This is a genomic window from Corynebacterium sp. A21, from assembly GCF_052266655.1.
In the GTDB taxonomy this organism is placed as follows: domain Bacteria; phylum Actinomycetota; class Actinomycetes; order Mycobacteriales; family Mycobacteriaceae; genus Corynebacterium.
In genome coordinates this window covers 486,320-507,148 of sequence record NZ_JBQPQY010000001.1, presented here as the reverse complement: position 1 = coordinate 507,148, position 20,829 = coordinate 486,320, and the positions used below count along the sequence as shown (strand labels likewise).

The window sequence follows — 20,829 nt, the reverse complement described above, 5'->3', positions numbered from 1 at the left end:
CAGCACTACTCATTTCCGACCGAGGCGGCATCCTCGTCATCATCATCGAAGTCAACGTTGGGGACCATGTCCACCGGATCATCGCTGAGCCCCTCCTCGATGGCGGCCTCCGGACCGATTCCCAGCTTAATGAGGATCTTCTTTTCAATCTCGTCAGTGAGGTCCCGGTTCCCCTTGAGGTAGAGACGGACCTTCTCCTTGCCTTGGCCGAGCTGGTCGCCCTCATAGGTGAACCAGGAACCCGACTTCTTGATGACGCCGTTCTCCACCGCCAAATCAATGATCGAGGACTCACGGGAGATACCCTCACCGTAGATAATGTCGAACTCGGCGATCTTGAAGGGCGGGGAGACCTTGTTCTTGACCACCTTGAGACGGGTGCGGTTGCCGATCGCATCCTGCCCGTCCTTGAGGGTCTGGATGCGGCGCACATCGCAACGCACCGAAGCATAGAACTTCAGGGCCTTACCGCCGGTAGTGGTCTCCGGGGAGCCGAACATCACACCGATCTTCTCACGAAGCTGATTGATGAAGATGGCGGTGGTGTTGGAGTTGGAGATTGCACCGGTCATCTTGCGCAACGCCTGGCTCATGAGACGAGCCTGCAGACCGACGTGGCTATCGCCCATATCGCCCTCGATCTCAGCCTTCGGGGTCAGCGCAGCCACCGAGTCAACCACGATGATGTCGATGGCTCCGGAGCGGATCAGCATATCGGTGATCTCAAGGGCCTGCTCACCGGTGTCCGGCTGAGAGACCAGGAGGGCATCGGTGTCCACCCCCAGCTTCTTGGCGTAGTCCGGATCAAGGGCATGCTCGGCATCAATGAAAGCAGCGATACCGCCGGCCCGCTGAGCTTCCGCGATGGCGTGCAGTGCCACAGTGGTCTTACCCGAAGACTCCGGGCCATAGATCTCCACGACTCGGCCACGGGGGAAACCACCGATACCGAGCGCGATGTTGATGGCGGTGTTGCCGGAGGAAATAACGGCGATCGGCGGGCGATTCTCATCACCGAGACGCATCACTGCACCCTTGCCGAAATCCTTCTCAATGATGGCGAGGGCGGAATCCAGCGCCTTCTGACGGTCATCCTTGGATGAAGCCGCTACTTTTTTCTTCGGGGCCATGTTCTCTTCCTTTAACTCTCGGTTTGGCGGGTGCTGCAGAATTCATCGGGTGGGGAGGTCTTCGGAGACCGACTGGATCTCCGATGGGCAACCTCGACGTCGGGATGGAGCTATCTTCTCTTAAAATCAGTGTTCTCAGCGGTTCAGGTGCTAAATGGGCCAGCGTCCCATTAGACCCGGATACTGAGGATTCGGCTCCCACACCTTGGCCTCATGTCTGTGCACGATACCGGTACCCCGGGTCATCGCGTTCGAATTTACACGCACAACTGTTCGAATGCAACGCCTGGAATATGTCAGGGAAAGCACATTCAACGCCGAAAAAGTGCCACCCTCACTCATCCCGCCCTAGCCGTCGCTCCTCCGGAACGTCAAAGTCATCACAGAGCCCACGCCAGACTTTCCGCGGATCAAGACCACCATCCAGCAGCTTGCCGGCAGTATCGCCGTAGCCGCCCAGGACATGCGAATGCAGGATCCAGCCCCCTTTCGCATCGCCGAACTCGTCAGTGACCAACTGATGAAACTCCGTCAAACGCATGCCCCGATACTACCGAGCCTGCCCCGGCCCACCCCATCAAGCTCCCGCTGCATCCGAAACCTCCCCACCCTCCGCCCGAAACACACCCACTCCAGAGTAGTTAAACAGCGTTCAAAGAGCCTGTTTGCATGCTTGAACACTGTTCAAGGTAGGGTATTTTCACATGACCACCAAACGACCCGGCATGGCCCTCGATCTGGCCTATATCGCCGTATTTGCCGCGCTAATTATCGTGCTCGCCTTCGTCGCCATCCCGATCGGTGGTGCCGGCGTGCCCATCGTGCTGCAGAACGCCGCGGTAGTCCTCGCAGGCCTGGTCCTAGGTGGCCGTCGCGGCGGACTCGCCGCACTACTCTTCATCGGGCTCGGCTTGATCGGACTGCCGGTCCTGGCCGGTGGCCGCACCACGCTGGCAGCCGTTGCCGGCCCGACCGTCGGCTATATTCTCGGCTATCTCGTCTCCGCCACCGTCGCCGGCCTGATCGCCTACCGCGCGCCGCGGAAGAACCGCACCGGGCAGGCGGTGGTCTTCACCATCGCGGCACTGGCAGGTCTCCTGCTGCAGTACCTCTGCGGCGCCTTGGGCCTGGTGTGGCGTGCCGAGCTCACCCTGACTGAAGCGGCCCTGGCGCAGGTCCCCTTCCTCATCCCGGATCTGGCCAAGTTCGCGATCATGGTCGTGATCGCCCTGGGTGTCCACGCCGCCTTCCCGGATCTGCTGCGCCGCCGCCCCCGCACTGGAGCTCCCAGGCTTGCAGCAGATAGTGTCGCAGCCTCCGGAAACTCCGGGGTTCAGGCACACTGATCTGATGCCCGACATCATCTTCGAGGACGTTCACGTCGACTATGACGGCGTGCCCGTCCTCTCCGGAATCAATCTTCAGCTCAGCGAACACCGAATCGGGATCATCGGTGCCAACGGTGGTGGAAAGTCCACCCTCGCGCGGCTGATCAACGGACTCGGCGGACCCAGTCAGGGCCGGGTGCTTGTCGACGGCCTCGATGTCGCCGCCAACGGCCGTCGTATCCGGCGTCGGGTGGGCTTCGTGTTCTCCGACGCCGAAAACCAGATCATCATGCCCCGGGTGCGCGATGACATCGATTTCTCGCTGCGCCAACTCAAGCTTCCCCGGGCACAGCGCCGACAGCGCGTAGATGAGATGCTCGCCCGCTTCGAGCTCGCTCAGCATGCCGAGCACTCGCCACACCTGCTCTCTGGCGGGCAGAAGCAATTACTCGCCCTGGCGGCAGTGCTGGTGATGGAGCCGGAGATCATTGTCGCCGATGAACCCACCACTCTGCTGGATCTGCGCAACCGCCGCCGGATTCGCCGAGAGTTCGACGCGCTGGAACAGCAGCTGATTGTAGTCACCCACGACCTGGACTTCCTTCAGGGCTTTGACCGGGTGCTCTGCATCGATGAACACCAGATTGTCGCCGATGGCACGCCGGCAGCGGTCATCGAGCACTATGTCCGCCTGATGGAGGCCCGTCCACTGTGAATACCCTCCCCCTCGGGTTCTATGTCCCCGGCAACAGCCTGATCCACCGCACCCCACCGGCCTGGAAATTCGCGTTGCTGGTCCTCTATATTCTCGCCACCGCGATCTTCATCGGCACTCCCCGTTGGGCGGCCCTGGCACTGCTCCTGCCGACCCTGGGCTACGTCATCGCCCGGATCCCGCTGCGGGTTGCGCTAGGGCAGCTCTGGCCCCCACTGCCCATCCTCGTGGTGCTGGGGCTGTTCCAGTGGTGGCAGCGCGACGCCGCCACCGCGCTGACCATGGTGCTGGTCATTTTTGCCGCGATCATGGCCGCCACCCTGCTCACGCTGACCACCACGATCCCGGCCATCATGGACGCCCTTGAACAGCTCTTGGCCCCGCTCGCCCGCTTCGGTATTCCGGTGGAGGCCATCAGCTTGGCGGTCTCGCTGACCATCCGGTTGATCCCGCTGCAGCTGTCCACGGTAAAAGAAGTTCTCAATGCCCGGAAGGCCCGTGGTGCCGCCTTCTCTATCCGAGCCTTTGGTACCCCCGTGTTGATCCGGAGCATGCGGCGGGCGCACGGCATCGCCGAGGCCCTCCAAGCCCGCGGCGTCGGCGACTGATCTCTTCGAGGCCCCCCACCCCGGAGGACATCACCCCAAAAGAAAAAATAACCAAAACCAGGCCCCCAGGATGAATTCATCATCCTGGGGGCCTGGTCTCTTCACGTCCTGCCGGTCTCACACGTCCTGCGGGCGTTAATTACTCACCGCGGAGTTCACGCATGCGCTGTGCCACGGCATCATTATCGACGGCAGCACCAGCGGCACCGGCCTCGATGGAGCCCTGCGGCTTAGTGGAGTTGAGCTGGTTGCCGCCCATCTCTGCGCGGATCTGCTCGAGGCGGGAGTGGCCGGCCATCTGGATACCGGCCTGCTGCACCTCAGCCATCCGACCCTCAACGGAGTTCTGGGCAAGCTCCGCTTGACCCAGAGCGTTGGAATAACGGCGCTCGATCTTCTCGCGCACCTGATCCAGATTCGGGGTGCTGCCGGAGCCGGAAATGGAGTTCATGGACTGGAGGGACTCCGAGACCTTCTCCTGCATCTTCGCCTGCTCCAGCTGGCTGAGCAGCTTGGTGCGCTCGGCGACCTTCTGCTGCAGTGCCATGGAGTTGCGCTCCACGGCCTGCTTAGCCTGGTCTGCCTGCTGCAGCGCCTGGTCGTGGAGCTGCTTGGTATCTTCCACGGACTGTTCCGCGGTAACCAGCTGGGCAGCGAAAGCCTCGGCAGCGTTCTCGTACTCGAGGGCCTTCTTCTCATCACCTTCGCCACGGGCCTTGTCAGCGAGCTGGAGAGCCTGACGGGTGTTAGCCTGCAGCTTCTCAATCTCCCCGAGACGACGGTTGAGCTGCATCTCCAGCTGACGCTGGTTACCGATCACGGCTGCCGCCTGCTGGGACAGCTCCTGGTGCTGCCGCTGCGCATCCTCAATAGCCTGCTGGATCTGCACCTTGGGATCGGCGTTCTCCTCGATCTTCGAGTCGAACATCGCCATCAGGTACTTCCATGCCTTGACAAAGGGGTTCGCCATGTCTCGGGCCCTCCTAGGATTTAGTGAACTAGTTAGTTGCTCCGTGCACTGCAGGACAGCTCAGGGGCGAGTTATTGGTCGCCACCATGGTAGCCCAAGTGGCCCCACGACGTGGTACTTCTCCCCTCCGGGGGAATTATCTACCAGCGGTACCGGCAGTGGTCAGTTCTTCCACAACAGACTGCAGCGCCATGGAGCCGGCGGCCTCGATGAGGACTTCAGCGACCGATACCTCGAGGGCATGGCACACCGATGCCAGGAGCTCGGAGGAAACCTCCTTGCGGCCGCGTTCAAGTTCTGAGAGATACCCCGGGGACACCCGGGCAGACTCAGCTAGTTCACGCAGGGTGATCCCCTGCTCGGTCCGGTAGGAGCGTAACGCCTCGCCGAGCGCTTCGCGCAGCAAAGGCTGCGGCCGCGGACGGCGGGCCGGCGACACCACCGGCTGGTCAAGAAGTGCTGTATTAGTAGCCATCACTTAACTCAACGACCCTTCCCTGCATTTTGTTCCAGGACATTAAGAAGAATTTCTCGCAGTGCAAACTCCACGCTACGCGTTCGGATGGCCGCACGGTCACCATTGAGCACCCGAACCGGATGTTTCTCCCGGGGTGTCAGCGCGAAATGGGTCAGCCCCGCCGGGTGTACCCGCAGCTCCCGGGAAAATCCCCCCGGGCCGACGATCCCGAGGAAGACCTCACCCACCGGGTGCCCATCCTGGGGATCCGGGCCCGCCACCCCGGTCAGGGCAAGCCCCCAATCGGCGCCACAGACCTGGCGCGCACCGCTGGCCATCTGCGCTGCGGTCGCCGCAGCCACCGGCCCGTGCTCCGCGAGTACCGCAGCATCCACCCCGGCAAGGGTGTGTTTGAGGTCGGTGGCATAGGTGATCAGTCCACCCCGGAGCACCGCAGAGGCGCCTGGCACCTCGGCGATGGTGGCCGCCGCCAGACCAGCAGTCAGCGATTCACAACAGGCCAGGGTCTGGCCGACTTCCCGCAGCGCGGCAACAAGTTCACTTGCCGCTGTCATCGCTCAGGTTCCGCGCATCAAGCAGGTATTGGACTCCGGTGTACACGGTGACCACCACCGCCGCGAGCATCACGATGAAAGTGGGGATCTCCATCCAGGCTGGCAGCGGACAGAGGTAGAGGCCCACCGCCAGGGTCTGCAGAGCGGTCTTGAGCTTGCCCCCCTTAGAGGCGGGCACCACCCGGCCCGCGCGCAGCTGGACCATCCGCCAGATGGTGATACCGAACTCACGGATCACGATGATGACGGTGACCCACCAGGGCAGCACCCCGATGAGGTTGAGACACACCAGTGCGGTGGTCATCAACGCCTTGTCCGCGATCGGGTCGGCGATCTTGCCGAAGTCGGTGACCAACCCCTTGGCCCGGGCGATGTCACCATCAAGTTTATCGGTGATCATCAGCGCCACGAAAAGCACAAAGGCACCCCAGACCCAGGGCAGATCTTCGTTGTTCCCCCGCAACACCAACCATGCGAAAGGCGGGATCATGATGATCCGCAGACTCGTCAATACGTTGGGGAGATTGAAATTGGAGGGCTTGGCCGCCTGCCCCCCGACTTGGTTCGTGTTTGAAGCTGCTGCATTCACAGGTCCAACCCTACCCGTTGGCCAGACCACGTCCCCATCCCACTCCATGCTTCCACCCGGGCACCACCGGCCCCACCCGGCGCTGATCTATGATCGCCCTCATGAATACTTTTGCGATCCTTTATGAATATGTTGAAGATGCCGAGCAGATTGCCGCCCACCGTCCGGAGCACCGCGAGTTCCTGGGCGGCCTCGAAGCCGAGGGCAAGCTCATCGGTTCAGGCCCCTTCACCGATGAAGAGGGCGGCGCGCTGATCATCATCCGCCTACCGGAACCGGCCGGCGTCGAGGATGCCGCCGCGCTCTTCGATCAGGATCCCTTCCAGCTGCGTGGGCTGATCTCCCAGCGCAGCATCCGTTCCTGGAACCCGGTGAAGAACGTCTTCCAGGCACCGACCGTCTAAACCCCGCTTATCGACGGCCACCGTCTCCCGGTAGGCACCGACCCCCGGCATCCGAAACGGGCTGTGCCCCTCCCAGAGGAAGGGCACAGCCCGTTCATCGTTCAGCGACGCAGCGGCTGAATCAGCCGGGCGTCGATAAGCGGTCTAGCGTTCCGAGGAATGGTCAGCCTCGCCGGTAGCGACTCCCTCGGAGACGGCACCTGCGGCCTGCTGCTCATCCTTCTGACGACGACGCTCTTCAGCGGCGGTAACGGAAATATCGATGCTGCCCTGTGCCTCATCGCGCTTGTTCTTCCACAGCGAGAGCAACACGGTAACCACCAGGACACCCACGATCACACCCAGGGACAGCTGGGTGGAAATCTCCGGGACAGTCAGCCCCTCACCACCGTTAATGAAGGGCAGCTTGTTCTCGTGCAGGGCATGCAGTGCCAGCTTCACACCAATGAAGCCCAGGATGATGGACAGCCCATAAGAGAGGAACACCAGACGCTCGAGGAGTCCATCAAGCAGGAAGTACATCTGCCGCAGACCCAGCAGCGCGAAGGCGTTGGTGGTGAACACCAGGAAGGCCTCGGTGGTGATGCCGTAGATTGCCGGGATGGAGTCCAGGGCGAACATGATGTCAACCAGGCCGATGGCCACCAGGGCGATCATCAGAGAGGTGAAGTAGCGCTTGCCCTTGATCTTGACGGAGAGCTTGTCACCGTGCAGTTCATCGGTGATCGGCAGGACCTTGGCGGCCAGCTTGACCACGGCCATGTCCTTCGGATCCTTTTCCGGATGATCAACGACCTCGTCGTAGATCATCTTGACTGCGGTGAAGAGCAGGAAGGCGGCGAAGATGTAGAAGATGTCCGACCATGCTTCGATGACAGCGGCACCGAGCAGGATGAACAGCAACCGGAAGAACAGGGCCAGCGCGATACCGATCAGCAGCACCTTCTGCTGGTACATCCGCGGAATCTTGAAGGCACCCATGATCAGCGCGAAGACGAAGAGGTTATCCACGCTCAGCGCCTTCTCGGTCACATAACCGGTGAGGTACTCCATACCGTGCTGCTGATCCCAGACGATCCAGACGATCAGGCCGAAGAGCATCGCCAGTGCGACATAAAACACGGACCACCAGGCTGATTCCTTCATAGAAGGCTCGTGCGGGGTCTTAACGTGCGAGTAGAAGTCAAAAACAAAGAACCCGGCAATCACGATGATCGTGGCCGCCCAGATCCATAGTGGGACAGACATATTTAGATAACCCTCCGGTCTCGTATGAGCCGGAGGTCTCCCCCACCCCTACAGAAATGAACTTCTGGGCTGGGCCGACATGACCGGGGATCCAATGGTGGTTCCCGTGCTGACGATCAATGCCGCATTCGGGGTACTCCCCTCCTGACGCTTAGCCACTATAGCCGAGACCACACTCCACTGTCACCTGCTCATGGGATTGTCCGTCCCTGTCCGCCCACATCGTGACCGGGGTGTTATCCCACGCCGAAAAGAGCTTCTCGACGCCCGCCTCGAGCGGGGTTCCGGGAAGCCCTGCGGGCTGGGCGTCGATAAGCGTTTAAAAGGGTTAGAAGGCGCCCTGTGAAGGGTTATAGGTGGCCTGCACGGTCCGCGCCTCACCGGAGCCTTCGGCGTCCGGCTCCGCGAAACCGGACGCCGAGGGATCTTCCTTGGGGGCGTCCGCGGGATCAGCGCCCTTGATCATCCAGATGATGGTCTCCAGCTCATCAGGCTTAACCAGCACATCACGGGCCTTGGATCCCTCGGAGGGGCCGACCACGCCGCGGGTCTCCATCAGGTCCATGAGGCGGCCAGCCTTGGCGAAGCCGATGCGCAGCTTGCGCTGCAGCATCGAGGTGGAGCCCAGCTGCGAGGTGACCACCAGCTCGACGGCCTCAAGCAAATCATCGAGATCCTTGCCAATGTCATCGTCGATGTCCTTCTTTACCGTGGAGGCCTTCTCCGAGGTAACCCCCTCGGTGTATTCCGGCTCCCGCTGGGATTTGGCGGCCTCAACCACAGCCTGGATCTCTTCATCAGTGACGAAGGAACCCTGCAGCCGCTGGGGTTTGCCGGCACCCTGCGGAATGAACAGTGCATCGCCCATACCGATGAGCTTCTCGGCGCCACCCTGGTCGAGGATGACACGGGAGTCGATCAATGAGGAGGTGGCGAAAGCCAGGCGGGAAGGAACGTTGGTCTTGATCAGACCGGTCACCACGTCGACCGAAGGACGCTGGGTGGCCAGCACCAGGTGGATACCGGCGGCACGGGCCTTCTGGGTGATGCGGACGATCGATTCCTCGATCTCCTTCGGCGCCGTCATCATCAGGTCAGCGAGCTCATCGACCACACAGACAATATAGGGATACGGCTTGTAGACCCGCTCTGAACCCAGCGGGGTCCGAATCTCCCCGGACTCGACCTTGCGGTTGAAGTCCTTGATATGACGCACCCGGGTCTGCTTCATGTCCATGTAGCGCTGTTCCATCTCCTCGACCAACCACTGCAGGGCGGCCGTAGCCTTCTTCGGCTGTGTGATGATCGGGGTGATCAAATGCGGGATGCCCTCGTAGGGGGTCAGCTCCACCATCTTCGGATCCACCAGGATCAGCCGCACCTGATCTGGGCTCGCACGGGTGAGCAGGGACACCAGCAGCGAGTTGACGAAAGCGGACTTACCGGAACCGGTGGAACCGGCGACCAGCAGGTGCGGCATCTTCTGGATTGAGGCACTGACGAACTCACCCTCAATATCCTTGCCCAGCGCGATGAGCATCGGATCCTCATTGGCGATCGTCGCCGGAGCCTCCAGCACATCCGCCAGACGCACCATCTCACGGTCATCATTGGGCACCTCAATACCCACGAGCGACCTGCCCGGGATCGGAGTCAGCAGTCGCACGTTATCAGTGGCGGCGGCATAGGCCAGGTTGGACTGCAGGTTGGTGATCTTGGAGACCTTCACACCCGGGCCGAGCTCAACCTCATAGCGGGTGACGGTCGGGCCACGTGAGAAGCCGGTGACGTTGGCATCCACCTTGAACTCGCTGAACACCTCCGTGATCGCCTCGATCATGCGGTCATTGGCGGCGGAACGGGTCTTCGCAGGCTCGCCCGGCGTGAGCAGATGGGTGCTCGGAATCTCGTAATTGCTCGGCTCCGGCTGCCAGGGCTCCGACATTTTCTGGACCGGAGCATCCTCATCAGTGGTGGCCTCCGGCTTGGCGGTAGCCGTGGTATTGCTGCCCGAACGGGCGAGAATGGCATCCCGCATCGCCTGGCGGCTGGCGGCCACCGCATCGCGCTTCGCCGCTGCGGCTTCAGATTCCGCCGGTGTGCTTATCGACGCCGCGGCCTGCTCGGCGCTGACCGCCGGGAACTCGTCGGTATCGGCCACTTCCGGCTTCTTCACCTCCGGGGGCTCTGGCGACTGGAAGAGGGTGTGCTGGGAGCTGTCTTCCGGCTCCTCCGAATCCACCGGATAGTTGTCCATCGGAGTGGGAGTCGGCCGGGCCGGCCGTGGGGCGGCACGCGGGGCCGGGCGCGGGATGGCACGCGGGGTCGGGCGAGGGCGGACCGCCCGAGGTGCCTCACCATTGGCGCGGGAATCTATCTCTTCATCGACATGCCCATAACGGTCATCCTCGTAGTCATCCCCATACTCATCATCGGCTCCCTCACGGCTGCCATTGAAGAACTCACTGATGACTCCACCGACCAGGTTGAGTGCCTGACGTGTGGTGATGCCGGTGACCTTGAGCGCCCCGTAGATGATGACCAGAACCAGGATCGGGATAGCCAGGTAACTGCTGAAGCCAGCGGCCAATAAACCACCGGTGTAGGCACCGATGGCACCACCAGCGATCCGGCGTCCTTCCCAGCTGGCCGGATCACCGGCCAGGACATGCACCAGTCCCAGCATGGCGACGATGATCAGCGAGGTGCCGACGCTCACGCGCACGCGGTCATGCGTGCCACCCTTGAGCCCGAGCATGAGGACGACCGCCAGGGCCACCAGGGCCACCGGCAAAATGATGGCACCCGCCCCAATGACGGTGTGGGTGATCATCGCGATAAAGGCACCGATCGGACCGGCGATATCGAGCCAGACCGAGGCCCCGAGAACCGCAGCCAGGCCGATAAGACTCAGCCCCAATCCATCCGAGTGCTCCTCCACCCATTCAGAGATGAGCTGAAGGGAATTTTCCGTATCCTCCTGATCATCCCCTTCAGACCGCTCGATGACCTCGGTCCGGGCATCCGCGCTGACCTTGGATCCGGCACGTTTACGCTTCGGCTTGAGTGCCACCGGCTCTGCTTCGGCGGCCGCTATCCTGGTTCGCTTCTTTCCGCTGGCGTTACTGTCCTTCATATCCTCCGCGCCCCGGGGGGCATCCTCGTTATACAGGTTGTCTTCGCTACCACGGGAGCCGAGCCCTCGGGCCAGATTTCCCAGCCCTTCCGCGGTGGCCGAGAACATCGTTCCGATGCCTTTGCCCACCGCGCCCACTGCACTTCCGGTCCGCTCTTCGGAGCTACTTGCGGCGCGATGGGCCACGGGAGCGGACACAGCGGTTCGACCGGCCGGACGGGAACGATTCATTCCCTTGTCCCGGTCGCGGTCCCGGTCCCGGGTACGCTTAGCCGTACTCTTGGGTCGCTTGGAGGCGGCACTTCTGGCAGTCATGCCACCCAGAATAGTCCCAGAATCCCCAGCTCCCACATCCGCCACACCACTTAAAGCTAAGGTTGAGGTTTATCCCAATTTCTTGAAGAAAATCAGGGTTATACCCTTGACCTTCCCAGCGCTCCGGGGTCCCCGCTCATCTCCACCTGAACCACATCCCGGCCAGAGGCCCACAACAACAGCTCCCCCACCGGACCTGCCACCCGAAGCACCCGGCCTCCTTCAGCGCTGACCCCACGGGAATCGGCGATCACTACCTGAGCTTTACCCACTGGAACCAGAATCACCGGAGTTGTACTCTTGGCCAGCATCCGCGGAGCCACGAGCTTCAACCTGCGATAAAGCGCATCGTTGACATCGGCGCTGAAATCCCGGGGTGCCACCACTCCCCCGCCACGGCGGACATCCTCATGGTGGATGAAGTGCTCCATGAAGTTGGCACTGTCATCGATCAGCCGCCAGGGGGAGAACCCGCGCGGGCCAGCCGCCCACTCGCGAACGATCTCCGCATAGGGGCGCTGGCGCTGTTGCTTCTCCGCCTTCGCAAGAAGTCCGCGGGCGGGGGCGAGGAAGATACCCGCGGCAGCAACCGGCGCATGCTCCCGGAGGAACAGGTGAATCGCCATATCCCGGGTGGTCCACCCCTCACACAGTGTCGGGGCATCCGGCCCGAGCTCCAACATCAATTCCGCGAGACGGGCACGTTCAAAGGAGGAAAAAGACATGCACCCCAGCATAACCACCGGTGCGGGTGGCTGCTGGGGTGCTGCTTCATTCTGGTGCGGGGTAGGTCACTCAGCCTGCCGGGCAGGCTGAGTGATCAACCTCAGAGACTCTCGAGAGAGGCCTCGATATCATCATCACCGACTTGCTGATCGTTGTCCGAGGTCATCGGAACCACAGTCGGCATGATCATCGGCTCGCGACGCCAGGTCTGCTCCACCAGGCGGGAGACCCGTCGGCGCAGCTGCTGAACCATGCGGTAGGGGTCATTCTCGCCTTCGGCGGCGAGATCGTTCATGGTGGTCTCGGCAAGTTCAATCACCGCAGCGGTGACCTCGCTGGCATCCTCGGCGTAACCCTTGGTCTGAACCGTCGGGCGCTCGAGCAGACGGCCGGTGCGGTTGTCGATGACGGCGGTGATCGAGATCAGACCACCCTCACCCAGGGAGGTGCGGTCCGCGAGGACATCCGCGTCGACCTCGCCCATGGTGACGCCATCAACGTAGAGGTTGCCCACCGGGATCTGGCCGACGACGCTGGCGCGACCGTCCACCAGGTCGACGACGACACCGTTCTGCGCCAGGACCACGTTCTCCGCCGGAACACCGGTAGAGATCGCGAGTTCCTTGTTGGCACGCAGGTGACGCCACTCGCCGTGCACCGGCATGACGTTCTTCGGACGGGCTGCGTTGTACAGGAAGACCAGCTCGCCGGCGTAGCCGTGGCCGGAGGTGTGAACCTTGGCGTCACTACCGGTGATCACAGTGGCACCGATCTGGGCAAGGTTGTTGATCACACCGAAGACCGCTTCCTCATTGCCCGGAACGAGCGAGGAAGAGAGAATGATCAGGTCGCCGTCACGGACGGTGATCTGACGGTGCTCACGACGCGCCATGCGTGACAGGGCAGCCATCGGCTCACCCTGGGTGCCGGTGGTGATCAGCATGATCTTGTGCGGAGCCATCTTGGAGGCGTCATCCATCGAGACGATGGTGCCGCGCGGAGCCTTGAGGTAACCCAGCTTCTCCGCGATCTCCATGTTCCGGATCATGGAACGACCGTTGAAGGCGATCTTGCGTCCGGAGGCGACAGCGGCATCCACCGCAGCCTGGACACGGTCGACGTTCGAGGCGAAGGAAGCGAGAATGACGCGCTGCTTGGCCTCGGTAATCAGACGCCGCAGGGTCGGGGCGATTTCCGCCTCAGAACCCGAGACACCCGGGGTGGTGGCATTGGTCGAGTCACACATGATGAGGTCGACACCTTCATCACCGAAACGAGACAGCGCCGGCAGGTCAGTCGGCCGACCGTTGGTCGGGGTCTGGTCCAGCTTGATGTCACCGGTGTGGATGACCAGACCGGCGCCGGTCTTGATGGCCAGGCCCAGGCAATCCGGGATGGAGTGGTTGACAGCCCAGAAACGGAGGTTGAAGGGTCCACGGTTCTCGTTGGACTTCTCGTTGACCTCGATGAGCTTCGGACGGATACGGTGCTCCTTGCACTTCGCGGCGATGAGCGCGAGCGTGAAACGGGAACCGATGACCGGCATATCAGGGCGCAGCTTCAGCAGCCACGGGATGGCACCGATGTGGTCCTCATGACCGTGGGTGACCACGAGAGCCTCAACGCGGTCCAGCTGATCCTCGATCGGGCCGAAGTCCGGCAGGATCAGATCGACGCCCGGCTCACCCGAGGAGGGGAAGAGCACGCCACAGTCGACGAGCAGGAGTCGGCCGTTGTACTCGAAGACGGTCATGTTTCGACCGATCTCAGAGATCCCGCCGAGGGCGTAGATACGCAGACCGTTACGCGGAGCCTTCGGCGGCTCCGACAGACGCTTGGTCATGTCAGCGCCCTGCATGGACTTGACCACGTTACGACGACCGCCACGGTTGGCGTTGCTGTTGGAGTTGGCGGTGTTGCCGCCACGGTTACCGCCGGTGTTGCTGCCACGGTTACCGCCGGTGTTGGCGGTGTTCTCGGCGTTACCGCCGGTGTTGGCGCCGCCACGACGGCCACGGCCACCGCGTCGGTTGCCGGAGCGGGATCGATTATTGTCATTGCCGCCGGAGCGGGCCTCGGATCCGGAGTTATCGGATCCTTGGTGTGCTCCCGAGCTCTTGGGGGACTCTTCCCCAGTTGAGCGGGGCGCATTGCCCGCAGAATCCGAGGGCGCGGATTCGGAGGTTGTCTCCGGCGCCTGGAAGACCGGGGTTTCCGCGGTCTCCGGCGGGCCAGCCTTTCGGATAACCTTCCGGGCACGGTTACGGGGTTCAGTCATGTTTATAGGACTCCAGCTTTTTCCATGTCACGGCGGAGTTCCTCGATTTCCTGCGGATTCGGTGCTAGCACCGGCAGTCGAGGATCCCCCACCTCAATGCCCTGCAGTCGCAGGGCAGCCTTAGCGAGGCTGGCTCCACCCAGGCGTGCCTGAGCGTGAACCAGCGGGGTCAGAGTGGCGTTGATTTCCCGCGCGCGGGTGAGGTCGCCTTCCTCAAATGAGGTGTAAAGGTCACGGAGCTGCTGCGGCGCGGCATGGCCGATCACGGAAATGAAGCCGATGGCCCCCATGGACAGCCACGGGAGATTCAGCGGATCATCACCGGAGAGCCAGGCCAGCCCAGTCTCAGCGATCAGAGATGCGGCAGCGTTAAAATCGCCCTTGGCATCTTTGACCGCGCGAATCTTCGGAAGCTCAGCGAGTCGACGGATGGTGTCCGACTCGATCGGGATACCGGACCGACCAGGAATGTCATAGAGACAGATCGGAAGGTCGGTCGCTTCAGAGATCGCCTTGAAGTGCTGAAACACACCCTCCTGATTGGGCTTGGAGTAGTACGGTGTGACCAACAGTAGTGAGTCAGCTCCGGCGTCCGCGGAGGCCCGCGCAAGCTCGATGGAGGTGACGGTATTATTCGTACCCGCCCCAGCCATGATTTTGGCCCGGTCCCCTACTTCTTCCTTTACAGCCTTGAGCAGGTCGAGCTTCTCCGCGGTTGTCGTGGTCGGCGATTCACCCGTGGTCCCCGCAAGGACCAGGGCATCAAGACCATTATCGACGAGATGCGCGGCGAGGCGTCGTCCAGCGGCGATGTCGATATTGCCGTCCTGGTCGAAGGGCGTGACCATGGCTACGCTGACGGTACCGAAGGTCTCGGCCCCATTCTTCGCTGTCAAACCTGTACTCATAGTGTCTGAGGTTACCTGTTTCATTCTGACTAAGGGGAATCGACGCCGACTAATGGCTAGAAATCAGTCACGTAGGGACTGACCGCCATCTCGGAGCCGTCGGAAAGCCGGGAGATCTCGAAATCCCCCAGCAACACGGGTGCCTGTTTCCGAAGGAGCTTCAGGCAGGCCACCGCAAGTGCCCGGATCTCCACATCGGCGTGCTCGGTCGCCCGCATCGCGATGAAGTGGCGCCAGGTACGGAAGTTTCCGGTGACCACGATCCGCGACTCGGTGGCATTGGGCAAAATCGCCCGCGCCGCCTGCCGGGCCTGCTTCTTCCGGAGCAGCGCATTGGGTTCATCGGCCAGTTTCTCCTCGAGGGCATCGAGAAGCTCCTGGTAGACGAAGCGGGATTCATCCACCGCACGCAACATCAATTGGCGCAGCTCGGGATCCTCGGAGATCAGCGGTGGCAGCACCACCTCGGCTTCGTCAGTGTGGACGAAACGCTGGCTGAGCTGGGAGAAGGAGAAATGCCGATGCCGTACCAGTTCATGGGTGGCAGAACGGGAGATGCCGCGGAGATAGACCGTGGCGCTGGCGTGCTCCAGCAGCGCACCATGCCCGACCTCCATGATGTGGCGGAGATAGGCGGCATTGGTCGCAGTCCGTGGGTTCGGCTTCTCAAAGGTTTCATAACAGGCCCGACCGGCAAATTCGACCAGGGCTTCGGGCCCGTTTTCGGTGTCCGCCTCCCAGTCAATGTCAGTGGGAGGCTGGAATGTCGTGCAGGCCAGCAGCTGCACGTCCAAATCTACTTCTTTAGCCACAATGGGTCCGCCGACTAAAGGCCGAGGTAGGCATCCAGGCCCACAACAAGGCCCTTGTGATCAGCTGCCTCGCGTACCCCCAGAAGTACCCCCGGAACAAAGGAGGTCCGGTCATAGGAGTCCTGACGGATGGTCAGGGACTGCCCCTGGGAGCCGAAGATCACTTCCTCGTGGGCAACCATGCCGGTCATCCGCACGGCGTGAACCGGGACGCCGTCAACATCAGCACCACGGGAACCTGGCAGCGACTGGTTGGTTGCGTCCGGCTGGGCACCCAGGCCAGCTTCACGACGCGCATCGGCAATACCCTGGGCGGTGTGGATGGCGGTACCTGAGGGGGAATCCAACTTGTTCGGGTGATGGAACTCCACAACCTCAGCGGAGTCGAAGAACCTTGCGGCCTGCTTGGCAAAGGACATGGTGAGCACCGCGGAGATCGCGAAGTTCGGGGCGATCAGCACACTGACCTCCGGGTTGGCCTGACACCACTGACGAACCTGTGCCAGACGCTCATCATCGAATCCGGTGGTTCCCACGACAGCGGAGATGCCGTTATTGATACAAAAATCAAGGTTGTCCATGACCACTGCCGGTGCAGTGAAGTCCACGACGATCTCCGCACCGTTATCCACCAGGTTCTGCAACGGATCACCGTGGTCAATCTCGACGACGAGGTCCAGATCCTCAGCGGCCCTGACGGCCTCTACCACTGCCTGACCGACTCGTCCCTTGGCGCCCAGCACGCCGACCTTGATGCCCATAGTTCCTCCTTGGGCGGGTTTCCCGCCCGATAAAGTCGATATTCGATTTCTCGCCCTCCCAGTCTAGGAGACCTTTCCTCACCACGGTTACGCTGCCCCGCCCAGAGGCACCGGTCAAAGCCGCGACCCGCCAGATGCCCCCGGAGCCCGCCCCACACGCATAAGCTCGGGTGATACCTCAACCTTCACTATCAGAGAGCCGAGGAGCACCCCATGGCAGAGCGAAAGTCCGCCGCCGAGAAGTCCGCCGAAGCCGCTACTGCGGTCCTCGAAAAGATCGCGACCTTCCCCGCCCCTTTCAATGAGGTCGGGGCACGGATACACGAGCTCATTCTGCACGCGAACCCAGACCTCAAGCCGCGCATCTGGTACGGCATGCCGGGCTATGCCCTGGCCGCAACTAAACCTGTGCTGGTCTTCTTCCGCTGCGATGACGGGGTCTTCAGCGTCGGAATCTCCGAGAAGGCCAATGTTTCGGTTCCCGAAGGGTCTGCCGATCAGCTGGTGGGCTCTGCCTGGTATCTCAATGGTCTGGACGAGGCCACTGAGCAGCGGATCATTGCGATCGTTCAGCGGGCCACCTGGGTGGACTCTGCATAGCAGCTGTGGCTGGTGAGAGCCTGACGGAAAGGCAACGATTCGCCAACAATCAGGTGCTTGAGACCCATATACTCTGTTGCCCGACAATGGAACGGGATAGCCTGATCAGTATGACACAGAACACAGTTCAGCCAGTCCCCCGTTCCCGCAGTTGGCGTCTCGGCGGCATCGTGGTCACCACTGTGGCCACCTTCGTCCTCGTATCCTGCGGTGGCGGTGGGGATACCTCCGATGCCACCCAAACCACCACTGTAACCTCACCCCAGACCAGCACCAGCGACCCACCGCAAACCACCATCGTGACCACGGCAGGCACCATTTCCCAGGTGAGCACCAATCCACCGCCCAAGACCACTGAAACTCCCCCACCGGGGACCCAACCCTTGGGGCAGCCTTCCTTGTCCCAAAAGTCCATGCGCCCAAATAGTGGAGACAATCTACTGGTGACTGGCGTGCGGATTGCCAGCCATGATGACTTCGATCGCGTTGTCTTCGACTTCAGCGGTGATGGCACGCCCGGCTGGTTCACGGACTACACCGACACCCCCACCCAGCAGGGTTCCGGCCATCCGATCGAGTTCGAGGGTGTGACAGCGCTCTATGTCGGCATTGAAGGCACCACCTATCCCCCGCCGGAGGGTGGCCCGGTACTGGTCACTGTCCCGGGTGCCGGTGGCGTGGTTCAGGAGGTCATCTACTCCAGCATCTTCGAGGGAAGAACCGAGTACATCATCGGCTCGAACTCGCAGCAGCCCTACTCGGTGACTGCACTTGAGCAGCCCACCCGCCTGGTTATCGACATTATCCATCCGTCTTAGCCTGAAAATAGCGCACAGCCGGGTGCCGCCCTCGTTGTGAGGGCGACACCCGGCTGTGACTTCTACTCCGGATGATCAGTCCAGATTAGTCCTCGGTCACCGGAACCAGGGAGATCTTGCCACGGTTGTCGATGTCCGCGATCTCGACCTGGATCTTGTCGCCGACGTTGACAACATCCTCAACCTTTTCGATGCGCTTGTCGCCACCGAGGTTGGAGATGTGGACCAGGCCGTCACGGCCCGGCAGCAGGGAGACGAAAGCGCCGAAGGGGACAGTCTTGACGACGGTGCCCAGGAAACGCTCGCCGACCTTCGGCAACTGCGGGTTGGCGATGGCGTTGACCTTCTCGATGGCTGCCTCAGCAGCCGCACCGGAGGTGGCGGACACGTAGACCGTGCCGTCATCCTCGATGGAGATGTCTGCGCCGGTCTCCTCGGTGATGGTGTTGATGGTCTTGCCCTTCGGCCCGATCAGCTCACCGATCTTGCTCACCGGGATCTTGACGGTGGTGATGCGCGGTGCCAGCTCGGACATCTCATCCGGGCCGTCAATGACCTCAGCCATGGTGTCCAGGATGGTCATGCGGGCCTCGCGGGCCTGCTCGAGGGCGTCGACAAGCACCTTCGTGGGGATACCGTCGAGCTTGGTGTCCAGCTGCAGGGCGGTGATGAAGGCAGCGGTACCAGCGACCTTGAAGTCCATGTCGCCGAAGGCATCCTCGGCGCCGAGGATATCGGTCAGGGCGACATAACGGGTTTCGCCGGAGACCTCGTCAGAGACCAGGCCCATGGCGATGCCAGCCACCGGAGCGCGCAGCGGCACACCGGCGTTGTACATCGACAGGGTCGAGGCACAGACGGAACCCATGGAGGTGGAACCATTGGAGCTCAGAGCCTCAGAGACCTGGCGGATGGTGTACGGGAAGTCCTCGCGGGAGGGAATCACCGGCACCAGCGCACGCTCGGCGAGCGCACCGTGGCCAATTTCGCGGCGCTTCGGGGAACCGACACGACCGGTCTCACCCGTGGAGTAGGGCGGGAAGTTGTAGTGGTGGAAGTAGCGCTTGGACTTCACCGGGGACAGCGAATCAATCTGCTGCTCCATCTTGAGCATATCCAGGGTGGTCACACCCAGGATCTGAGTCTCGCCACGCTCGAAGAGAGCGGAACCGTGGGCGCGCGGGATCAGCTCGACCTCGACACCCAGATCGCGGATGTCGGACAGGCCGCGGCCGTCGATACGGAAGTTCTCGGTGAGAATCATGTGGCGCACGACCTGCTTCATCACCGCATTGAATGCTGCGCGGATTTCCTTGCCCGCATTCGGGTTCTCAGCGAAGGAAGGCAGCAGCTGTGCCTCGACCTCGACCATGAACTCGTTGGTGGCCTCGTCGCGGGCGTTCTTGCCGGCGAGCTTCAGCAGCTCAGCCATCTTGGTGGCGGACTTCTTCTCCACCGCGGCAAAGATCTCCTCGCTGAATGCGGGGAAGAGCTGGAAGCTGCCAGTTTCCTTGGCGGCACGCGCAGCCAGACCGGCCTGTGCCTTGCAGAGGGTGGCGATGAACGGCTTGGCAGCCTCCAGTCCCTCGGCGACCACAGACTCGGTCGGTGCCGGGGCACCAGCGGAGACGCGCTCGATGACGGACTCGGTGGCACCAGCCTCAACCATCATGACAGCGACATCTTCGACGTTGTTGCGACCCTGCTTGCGGGTGACAAGGCGGCCGGAGACAACCATCTCGAAGAGCGACTGCTCGTGCTGCTCGTGGGTCGGGAAAGCGATCCACTGACCCTTGGGGTGCTTCTCATCAGCGATCAGCGCCATGCGCACGCCACCGACCGGGCCGGAAACCGGCAGGCCGGAGAGCTGGGTGGCAGCCGAGGCGCCGTTGATGGCGACAACATCGTAGAAATCATCCGGGTTCTGAGAGAGCACGGTGACCACGATCTGGACCTCGTTGCGCAGACCCTTCACGAAGGTCGGGCGCAGCGGGCGGTCGATCAGACGGCACGCCAGGATGGCCTCCGTGGAGGGACGACCCTCACGACGGAAGAAAGAACCGGGAATGCGGCCGGCAGCGTACATACGCTCTTCGACGTCCACAGTCAGCGGGAAGAAATCCAGGCCCTCGCGGGGCTGGTTGGAAGCGGTGGTGGTCGACAGCAGCATGGTGTCGTCGTCCAGGTAGGTGGTCACGGAACCATCAGCCTGGCGTGCCAGCTGACCGGTCTCGAAACGGATGGTGCGGGTACCGAAGTCCCCGTTGTCGATGGTGACCGTGGCCTCGATGACGCCGTAATCTTCATCCTGAGTAAACTGCACATCGCTCATACGCGAAAATGCTCCTTTGCAGAGTTCTTGCTCCGGCGATCGTCGGTGCCGCCGTTTTAGTGCTTTCAATTGCAACCTCTGGCATTTTAGCAGGTCGCCGCCGCAATTCCTAGTATCTT

At 62.0% G+C, this 20,829-nt stretch carries 20 protein-coding genes; 6 read left to right on the top strand and 14 right to left on the bottom strand.

Annotated elements, in window-relative coordinates:
- Window positions 1-5: 5 nt before the first annotated feature.
- Together recA and ACTU46_RS02275 are read right to left on the bottom strand one after the other, a co-directional pair.
- Entirely contained in the window at window positions 6-1,130 is a 1,125-nt protein-coding gene (gene recA, locus ACTU46_RS02280) for a recombinase RecA (protein WP_443378534.1), read from the bottom strand.
- Between the two features lie 334 nt (window positions 1,131-1,464).
- On the bottom strand, window positions 1,465-1,671 hold the full coding sequence (locus ACTU46_RS02275; RefSeq protein ID WP_443378532.1) for a DUF3046 domain-containing protein: 207 nt from the start codon (window positions 1,669-1,671) through the stop codon (window positions 1,465-1,467).
- A gap of 163 nt (window positions 1,672-1,834) precedes the next feature.
- Between ACTU46_RS02275 and ACTU46_RS02270 the strand changes: the two genes are divergently transcribed.
- Genes ACTU46_RS02270 through ACTU46_RS02260 form a run of 3 tightly spaced genes read left to right on the top strand, consistent with a single transcriptional unit; the run spans window position 1,835 to window position 3,781 of the window.
- A complete protein-coding gene (locus tag ACTU46_RS02270; protein ID WP_443378530.1) occupies window positions 1,835-2,476 on the top strand; it encodes a biotin transporter BioY in 642 nt (213 codons plus the stop codon).
- A gap of 4 nt (window positions 2,477-2,480) precedes the next feature.
- On the top strand, window positions 2,481-3,173 hold the full coding sequence (locus tag ACTU46_RS02265; protein ID WP_443378528.1) for an energy-coupling factor ABC transporter ATP-binding protein: 693 nt from the start codon (window positions 2,481-2,483) through the stop codon (window positions 3,171-3,173).
- Complete coding sequence (locus ACTU46_RS02260) at window positions 3,170-3,781, top strand: energy-coupling factor transporter transmembrane component T family protein (protein ID WP_443378525.1); 612 nt, start codon at window positions 3,170-3,172, stop codon at window positions 3,779-3,781. The genes ACTU46_RS02265 and ACTU46_RS02260 overlap by 4 nt, the downstream gene beginning before the upstream one ends.
- Window positions 3,782-3,920: 139 nt before the next feature.
- Here ACTU46_RS02260 and ACTU46_RS02255 read toward each other — a convergent pair whose 3' ends face one another.
- The 4 genes from ACTU46_RS02255 to pgsA form a co-directional block, all read right to left on the bottom strand.
- Window positions 3,921-4,751 carry a PspA/IM30 family protein gene (locus ACTU46_RS02255; protein ID WP_443378523.1) on the bottom strand — a complete coding sequence of 277 codons (831 nt, stop codon included), beginning with the start codon at window positions 4,749-4,751 and terminating at the stop codon, window positions 3,921-3,923.
- Window positions 4,752-4,887: 136 nt separating this feature from the next.
- Entirely contained in the window at window positions 4,888-5,226 is a 339-nt protein-coding gene (locus ACTU46_RS02250; RefSeq protein ID WP_443378521.1) for a helix-turn-helix domain-containing protein, read from the bottom strand.
- 8 nt (window positions 5,227-5,234) lie between these two features.
- Window positions 5,235-5,783, bottom strand: a complete 549-nt coding sequence (locus ACTU46_RS02245) for a CinA family protein (RefSeq protein WP_443378519.1) — start codon at window positions 5,781-5,783, stop codon at window positions 5,235-5,237.
- The gene (gene pgsA / locus ACTU46_RS02240; protein ID WP_443378517.1) at window positions 5,767-6,420 is read right to left on the bottom strand and encodes a CDP-diacylglycerol--glycerol-3-phosphate 3-phosphatidyltransferase; all 654 of its coding nucleotides are present in this window, start codon (window positions 6,418-6,420) and stop codon (window positions 5,767-5,769) included. Before pgsA ends, ACTU46_RS02245 begins: the two co-directional genes overlap by 17 nt.
- Window positions 6,421-6,473: 53 nt before the next feature.
- Here pgsA and ACTU46_RS02235 point away from each other — a divergent pair, with 53 nt between their 5' ends.
- Window positions 6,474-6,776, top strand: a complete 303-nt coding sequence (locus ACTU46_RS02235) for a YciI family protein (protein ID WP_443378515.1) — start codon at window positions 6,474-6,476, stop codon at window positions 6,774-6,776.
- Between the two features lie 144 nt (window positions 6,777-6,920).
- Here ACTU46_RS02235 and ACTU46_RS02230 read toward each other — a convergent pair whose 3' ends face one another.
- From ACTU46_RS02230 to dapB, 7 genes are all read right to left on the bottom strand, one after another.
- The gene (locus ACTU46_RS02230) at window positions 6,921-8,024 is read right to left on the bottom strand and encodes a TerC family protein (protein WP_443378513.1); all 1,104 of its coding nucleotides are present in this window, start codon (window positions 8,022-8,024) and stop codon (window positions 6,921-6,923) included.
- A gap of 328 nt (window positions 8,025-8,352) precedes the next feature.
- Complete coding sequence (locus ACTU46_RS02225) at window positions 8,353-11,391, bottom strand: DNA translocase FtsK (protein ID WP_443379398.1); 3,039 nt, start codon at window positions 11,389-11,391, stop codon at window positions 8,353-8,355.
- A gap of 182 nt (window positions 11,392-11,573) precedes the next feature.
- On the bottom strand, window positions 11,574-12,200 hold the full coding sequence (locus tag ACTU46_RS02220) for a TIGR03085 family metal-binding protein (protein WP_443378511.1): 627 nt from the start codon (window positions 12,198-12,200) through the stop codon (window positions 11,574-11,576).
- A 101-nt stretch (window positions 12,201-12,301) separates the two neighbouring features.
- Complete coding sequence (locus ACTU46_RS02215) at window positions 12,302-14,479, bottom strand: ribonuclease J (protein ID WP_443378509.1); 2,178 nt, start codon at window positions 14,477-14,479, stop codon at window positions 12,302-12,304.
- A 2-nt stretch (window positions 14,480-14,481) separates the two neighbouring features.
- Window positions 14,482-15,387, bottom strand: a complete 906-nt coding sequence (gene dapA / locus ACTU46_RS02210; RefSeq protein ID WP_443378507.1) for a 4-hydroxy-tetrahydrodipicolinate synthase — start codon at window positions 15,385-15,387, stop codon at window positions 14,482-14,484.
- Between the two features lie 56 nt (window positions 15,388-15,443).
- Window positions 15,444-16,199 (bottom strand): FAD-dependent thymidylate synthase, encoded by a 756-nt coding sequence (gene thyX, locus ACTU46_RS02205; protein ID WP_443378506.1) that lies wholly within the window; start codon window positions 16,197-16,199, stop codon window positions 15,444-15,446.
- Window positions 16,200-16,213: 14 nt separating this feature from the next.
- A complete protein-coding gene (gene dapB / locus ACTU46_RS02200) occupies window positions 16,214-16,960 on the bottom strand; it encodes a 4-hydroxy-tetrahydrodipicolinate reductase (RefSeq protein WP_443378504.1) in 747 nt (248 codons plus the stop codon).
- A gap of 213 nt (window positions 16,961-17,173) precedes the next feature.
- Between dapB and ACTU46_RS02195 the strand changes: the two genes are divergently transcribed.
- Window positions 17,174-17,560, top strand: coding sequence for a DUF1801 domain-containing protein (locus ACTU46_RS02195; protein WP_443378502.1), 387 nt, complete (start codon window positions 17,174-17,176; stop codon window positions 17,558-17,560).
- Window positions 17,561-17,670: 110 nt separating this feature from the next.
- Entirely contained in the window at window positions 17,671-18,378 is a 708-nt protein-coding gene (locus ACTU46_RS02190) for an AMIN-like domain-containing (lipo)protein (protein ID WP_443378500.1), read from the top strand.
- Window positions 18,379-18,463: 85 nt separating this feature from the next.
- Here the strand turns inward: ACTU46_RS02190 and ACTU46_RS02185 are convergent, their stop codons facing one another.
- Window positions 18,464-20,710 (bottom strand): polyribonucleotide nucleotidyltransferase, encoded by a 2,247-nt coding sequence (locus tag ACTU46_RS02185; RefSeq protein WP_443378498.1) that lies wholly within the window; start codon window positions 20,708-20,710, stop codon window positions 18,464-18,466.
- Window positions 20,711-20,829 lie beyond the last annotated feature (119 nt).

Excerpts from the sequence above, each read along its gene's own strand:
- recA (WP_443378534.1), bottom strand. The coding sequence starts at position 1,130 with ATGGCCCCGAAGAAAAAAGTAGCGGCTTCATCCAAGGATGACCGTCAG.
- ACTU46_RS02275 (WP_443378532.1), bottom strand. The coding sequence starts at position 1,671 with ATGCGTTTGACGGAGTTTCATCAGTTGGTCACTGACGAGTTCGGCGAT.
- ACTU46_RS02270 (WP_443378530.1), top strand. The coding sequence starts at position 1,835 with ATGACCACCAAACGACCCGGCATGGCCCTCGATCTGGCCTATATCGCC.
- ACTU46_RS02265 (WP_443378528.1), top strand. The coding sequence starts at position 2,481 with ATGCCCGACATCATCTTCGAGGACGTTCACGTCGACTATGACGGCGTG.
- ACTU46_RS02255 (WP_443378523.1), bottom strand. The coding sequence starts at position 4,751 with ATGGCGAACCCCTTTGTCAAGGCATGGAAGTACCTGATGGCGATGTTC.
- ACTU46_RS02250 (WP_443378521.1), bottom strand. The coding sequence starts at position 5,226 with ATGGCTACTAATACAGCACTTCTTGACCAGCCGGTGGTGTCGCCGGCC.
- ACTU46_RS02245 (WP_443378519.1), bottom strand. The coding sequence starts at position 5,783 with ATGACAGCGGCAAGTGAACTTGTTGCCGCGCTGCGGGAAGTCGGCCAG.
- pgsA (WP_443378517.1), bottom strand. The coding sequence starts at position 6,420 with ATGGAGTGGGATGGGGACGTGGTCTGGCCAACGGGTAGGGTTGGACCT.
- ACTU46_RS02235 (WP_443378515.1), top strand. The coding sequence starts at position 6,474 with ATGAATACTTTTGCGATCCTTTATGAATATGTTGAAGATGCCGAGCAG.
- ACTU46_RS02230 (WP_443378513.1), bottom strand. The coding sequence starts at position 8,024 with ATGTCTGTCCCACTATGGATCTGGGCGGCCACGATCATCGTGATTGCC.
- ACTU46_RS02225 (WP_443379398.1), bottom strand. The coding sequence starts at position 11,391 with ATGAATCGTTCCCGTCCGGCCGGTCGAACCGCTGTGTCCGCTCCCGTG.
- ACTU46_RS02220 (WP_443378511.1), bottom strand. The coding sequence starts at position 12,200 with ATGTCTTTTTCCTCCTTTGAACGTGCCCGTCTCGCGGAATTGATGTTG.
- ACTU46_RS02215 (WP_443378509.1), bottom strand. The coding sequence starts at position 14,479 with ATGACTGAACCCCGTAACCGTGCCCGGAAGGTTATCCGAAAGGCTGGC.
- dapA (WP_443378507.1), bottom strand. The coding sequence starts at position 15,387 with ATGAGTACAGGTTTGACAGCGAAGAATGGGGCCGAGACCTTCGGTACC.
- dapB (WP_443378504.1), bottom strand. The coding sequence starts at position 16,960 with ATGGGCATCAAGGTCGGCGTGCTGGGCGCCAAGGGACGAGTCGGTCAG.
- ACTU46_RS02195 (WP_443378502.1), top strand. The coding sequence starts at position 17,174 with ATGGCAGAGCGAAAGTCCGCCGCCGAGAAGTCCGCCGAAGCCGCTACT.
- ACTU46_RS02190 (WP_443378500.1), top strand. The coding sequence starts at position 17,671 with ATGACACAGAACACAGTTCAGCCAGTCCCCCGTTCCCGCAGTTGGCGT.
- ACTU46_RS02185 (WP_443378498.1), bottom strand. The coding sequence starts at position 20,710 with ATGAGCGATGTGCAGTTTACTCAGGATGAAGATTACGGCGTCATCGAG.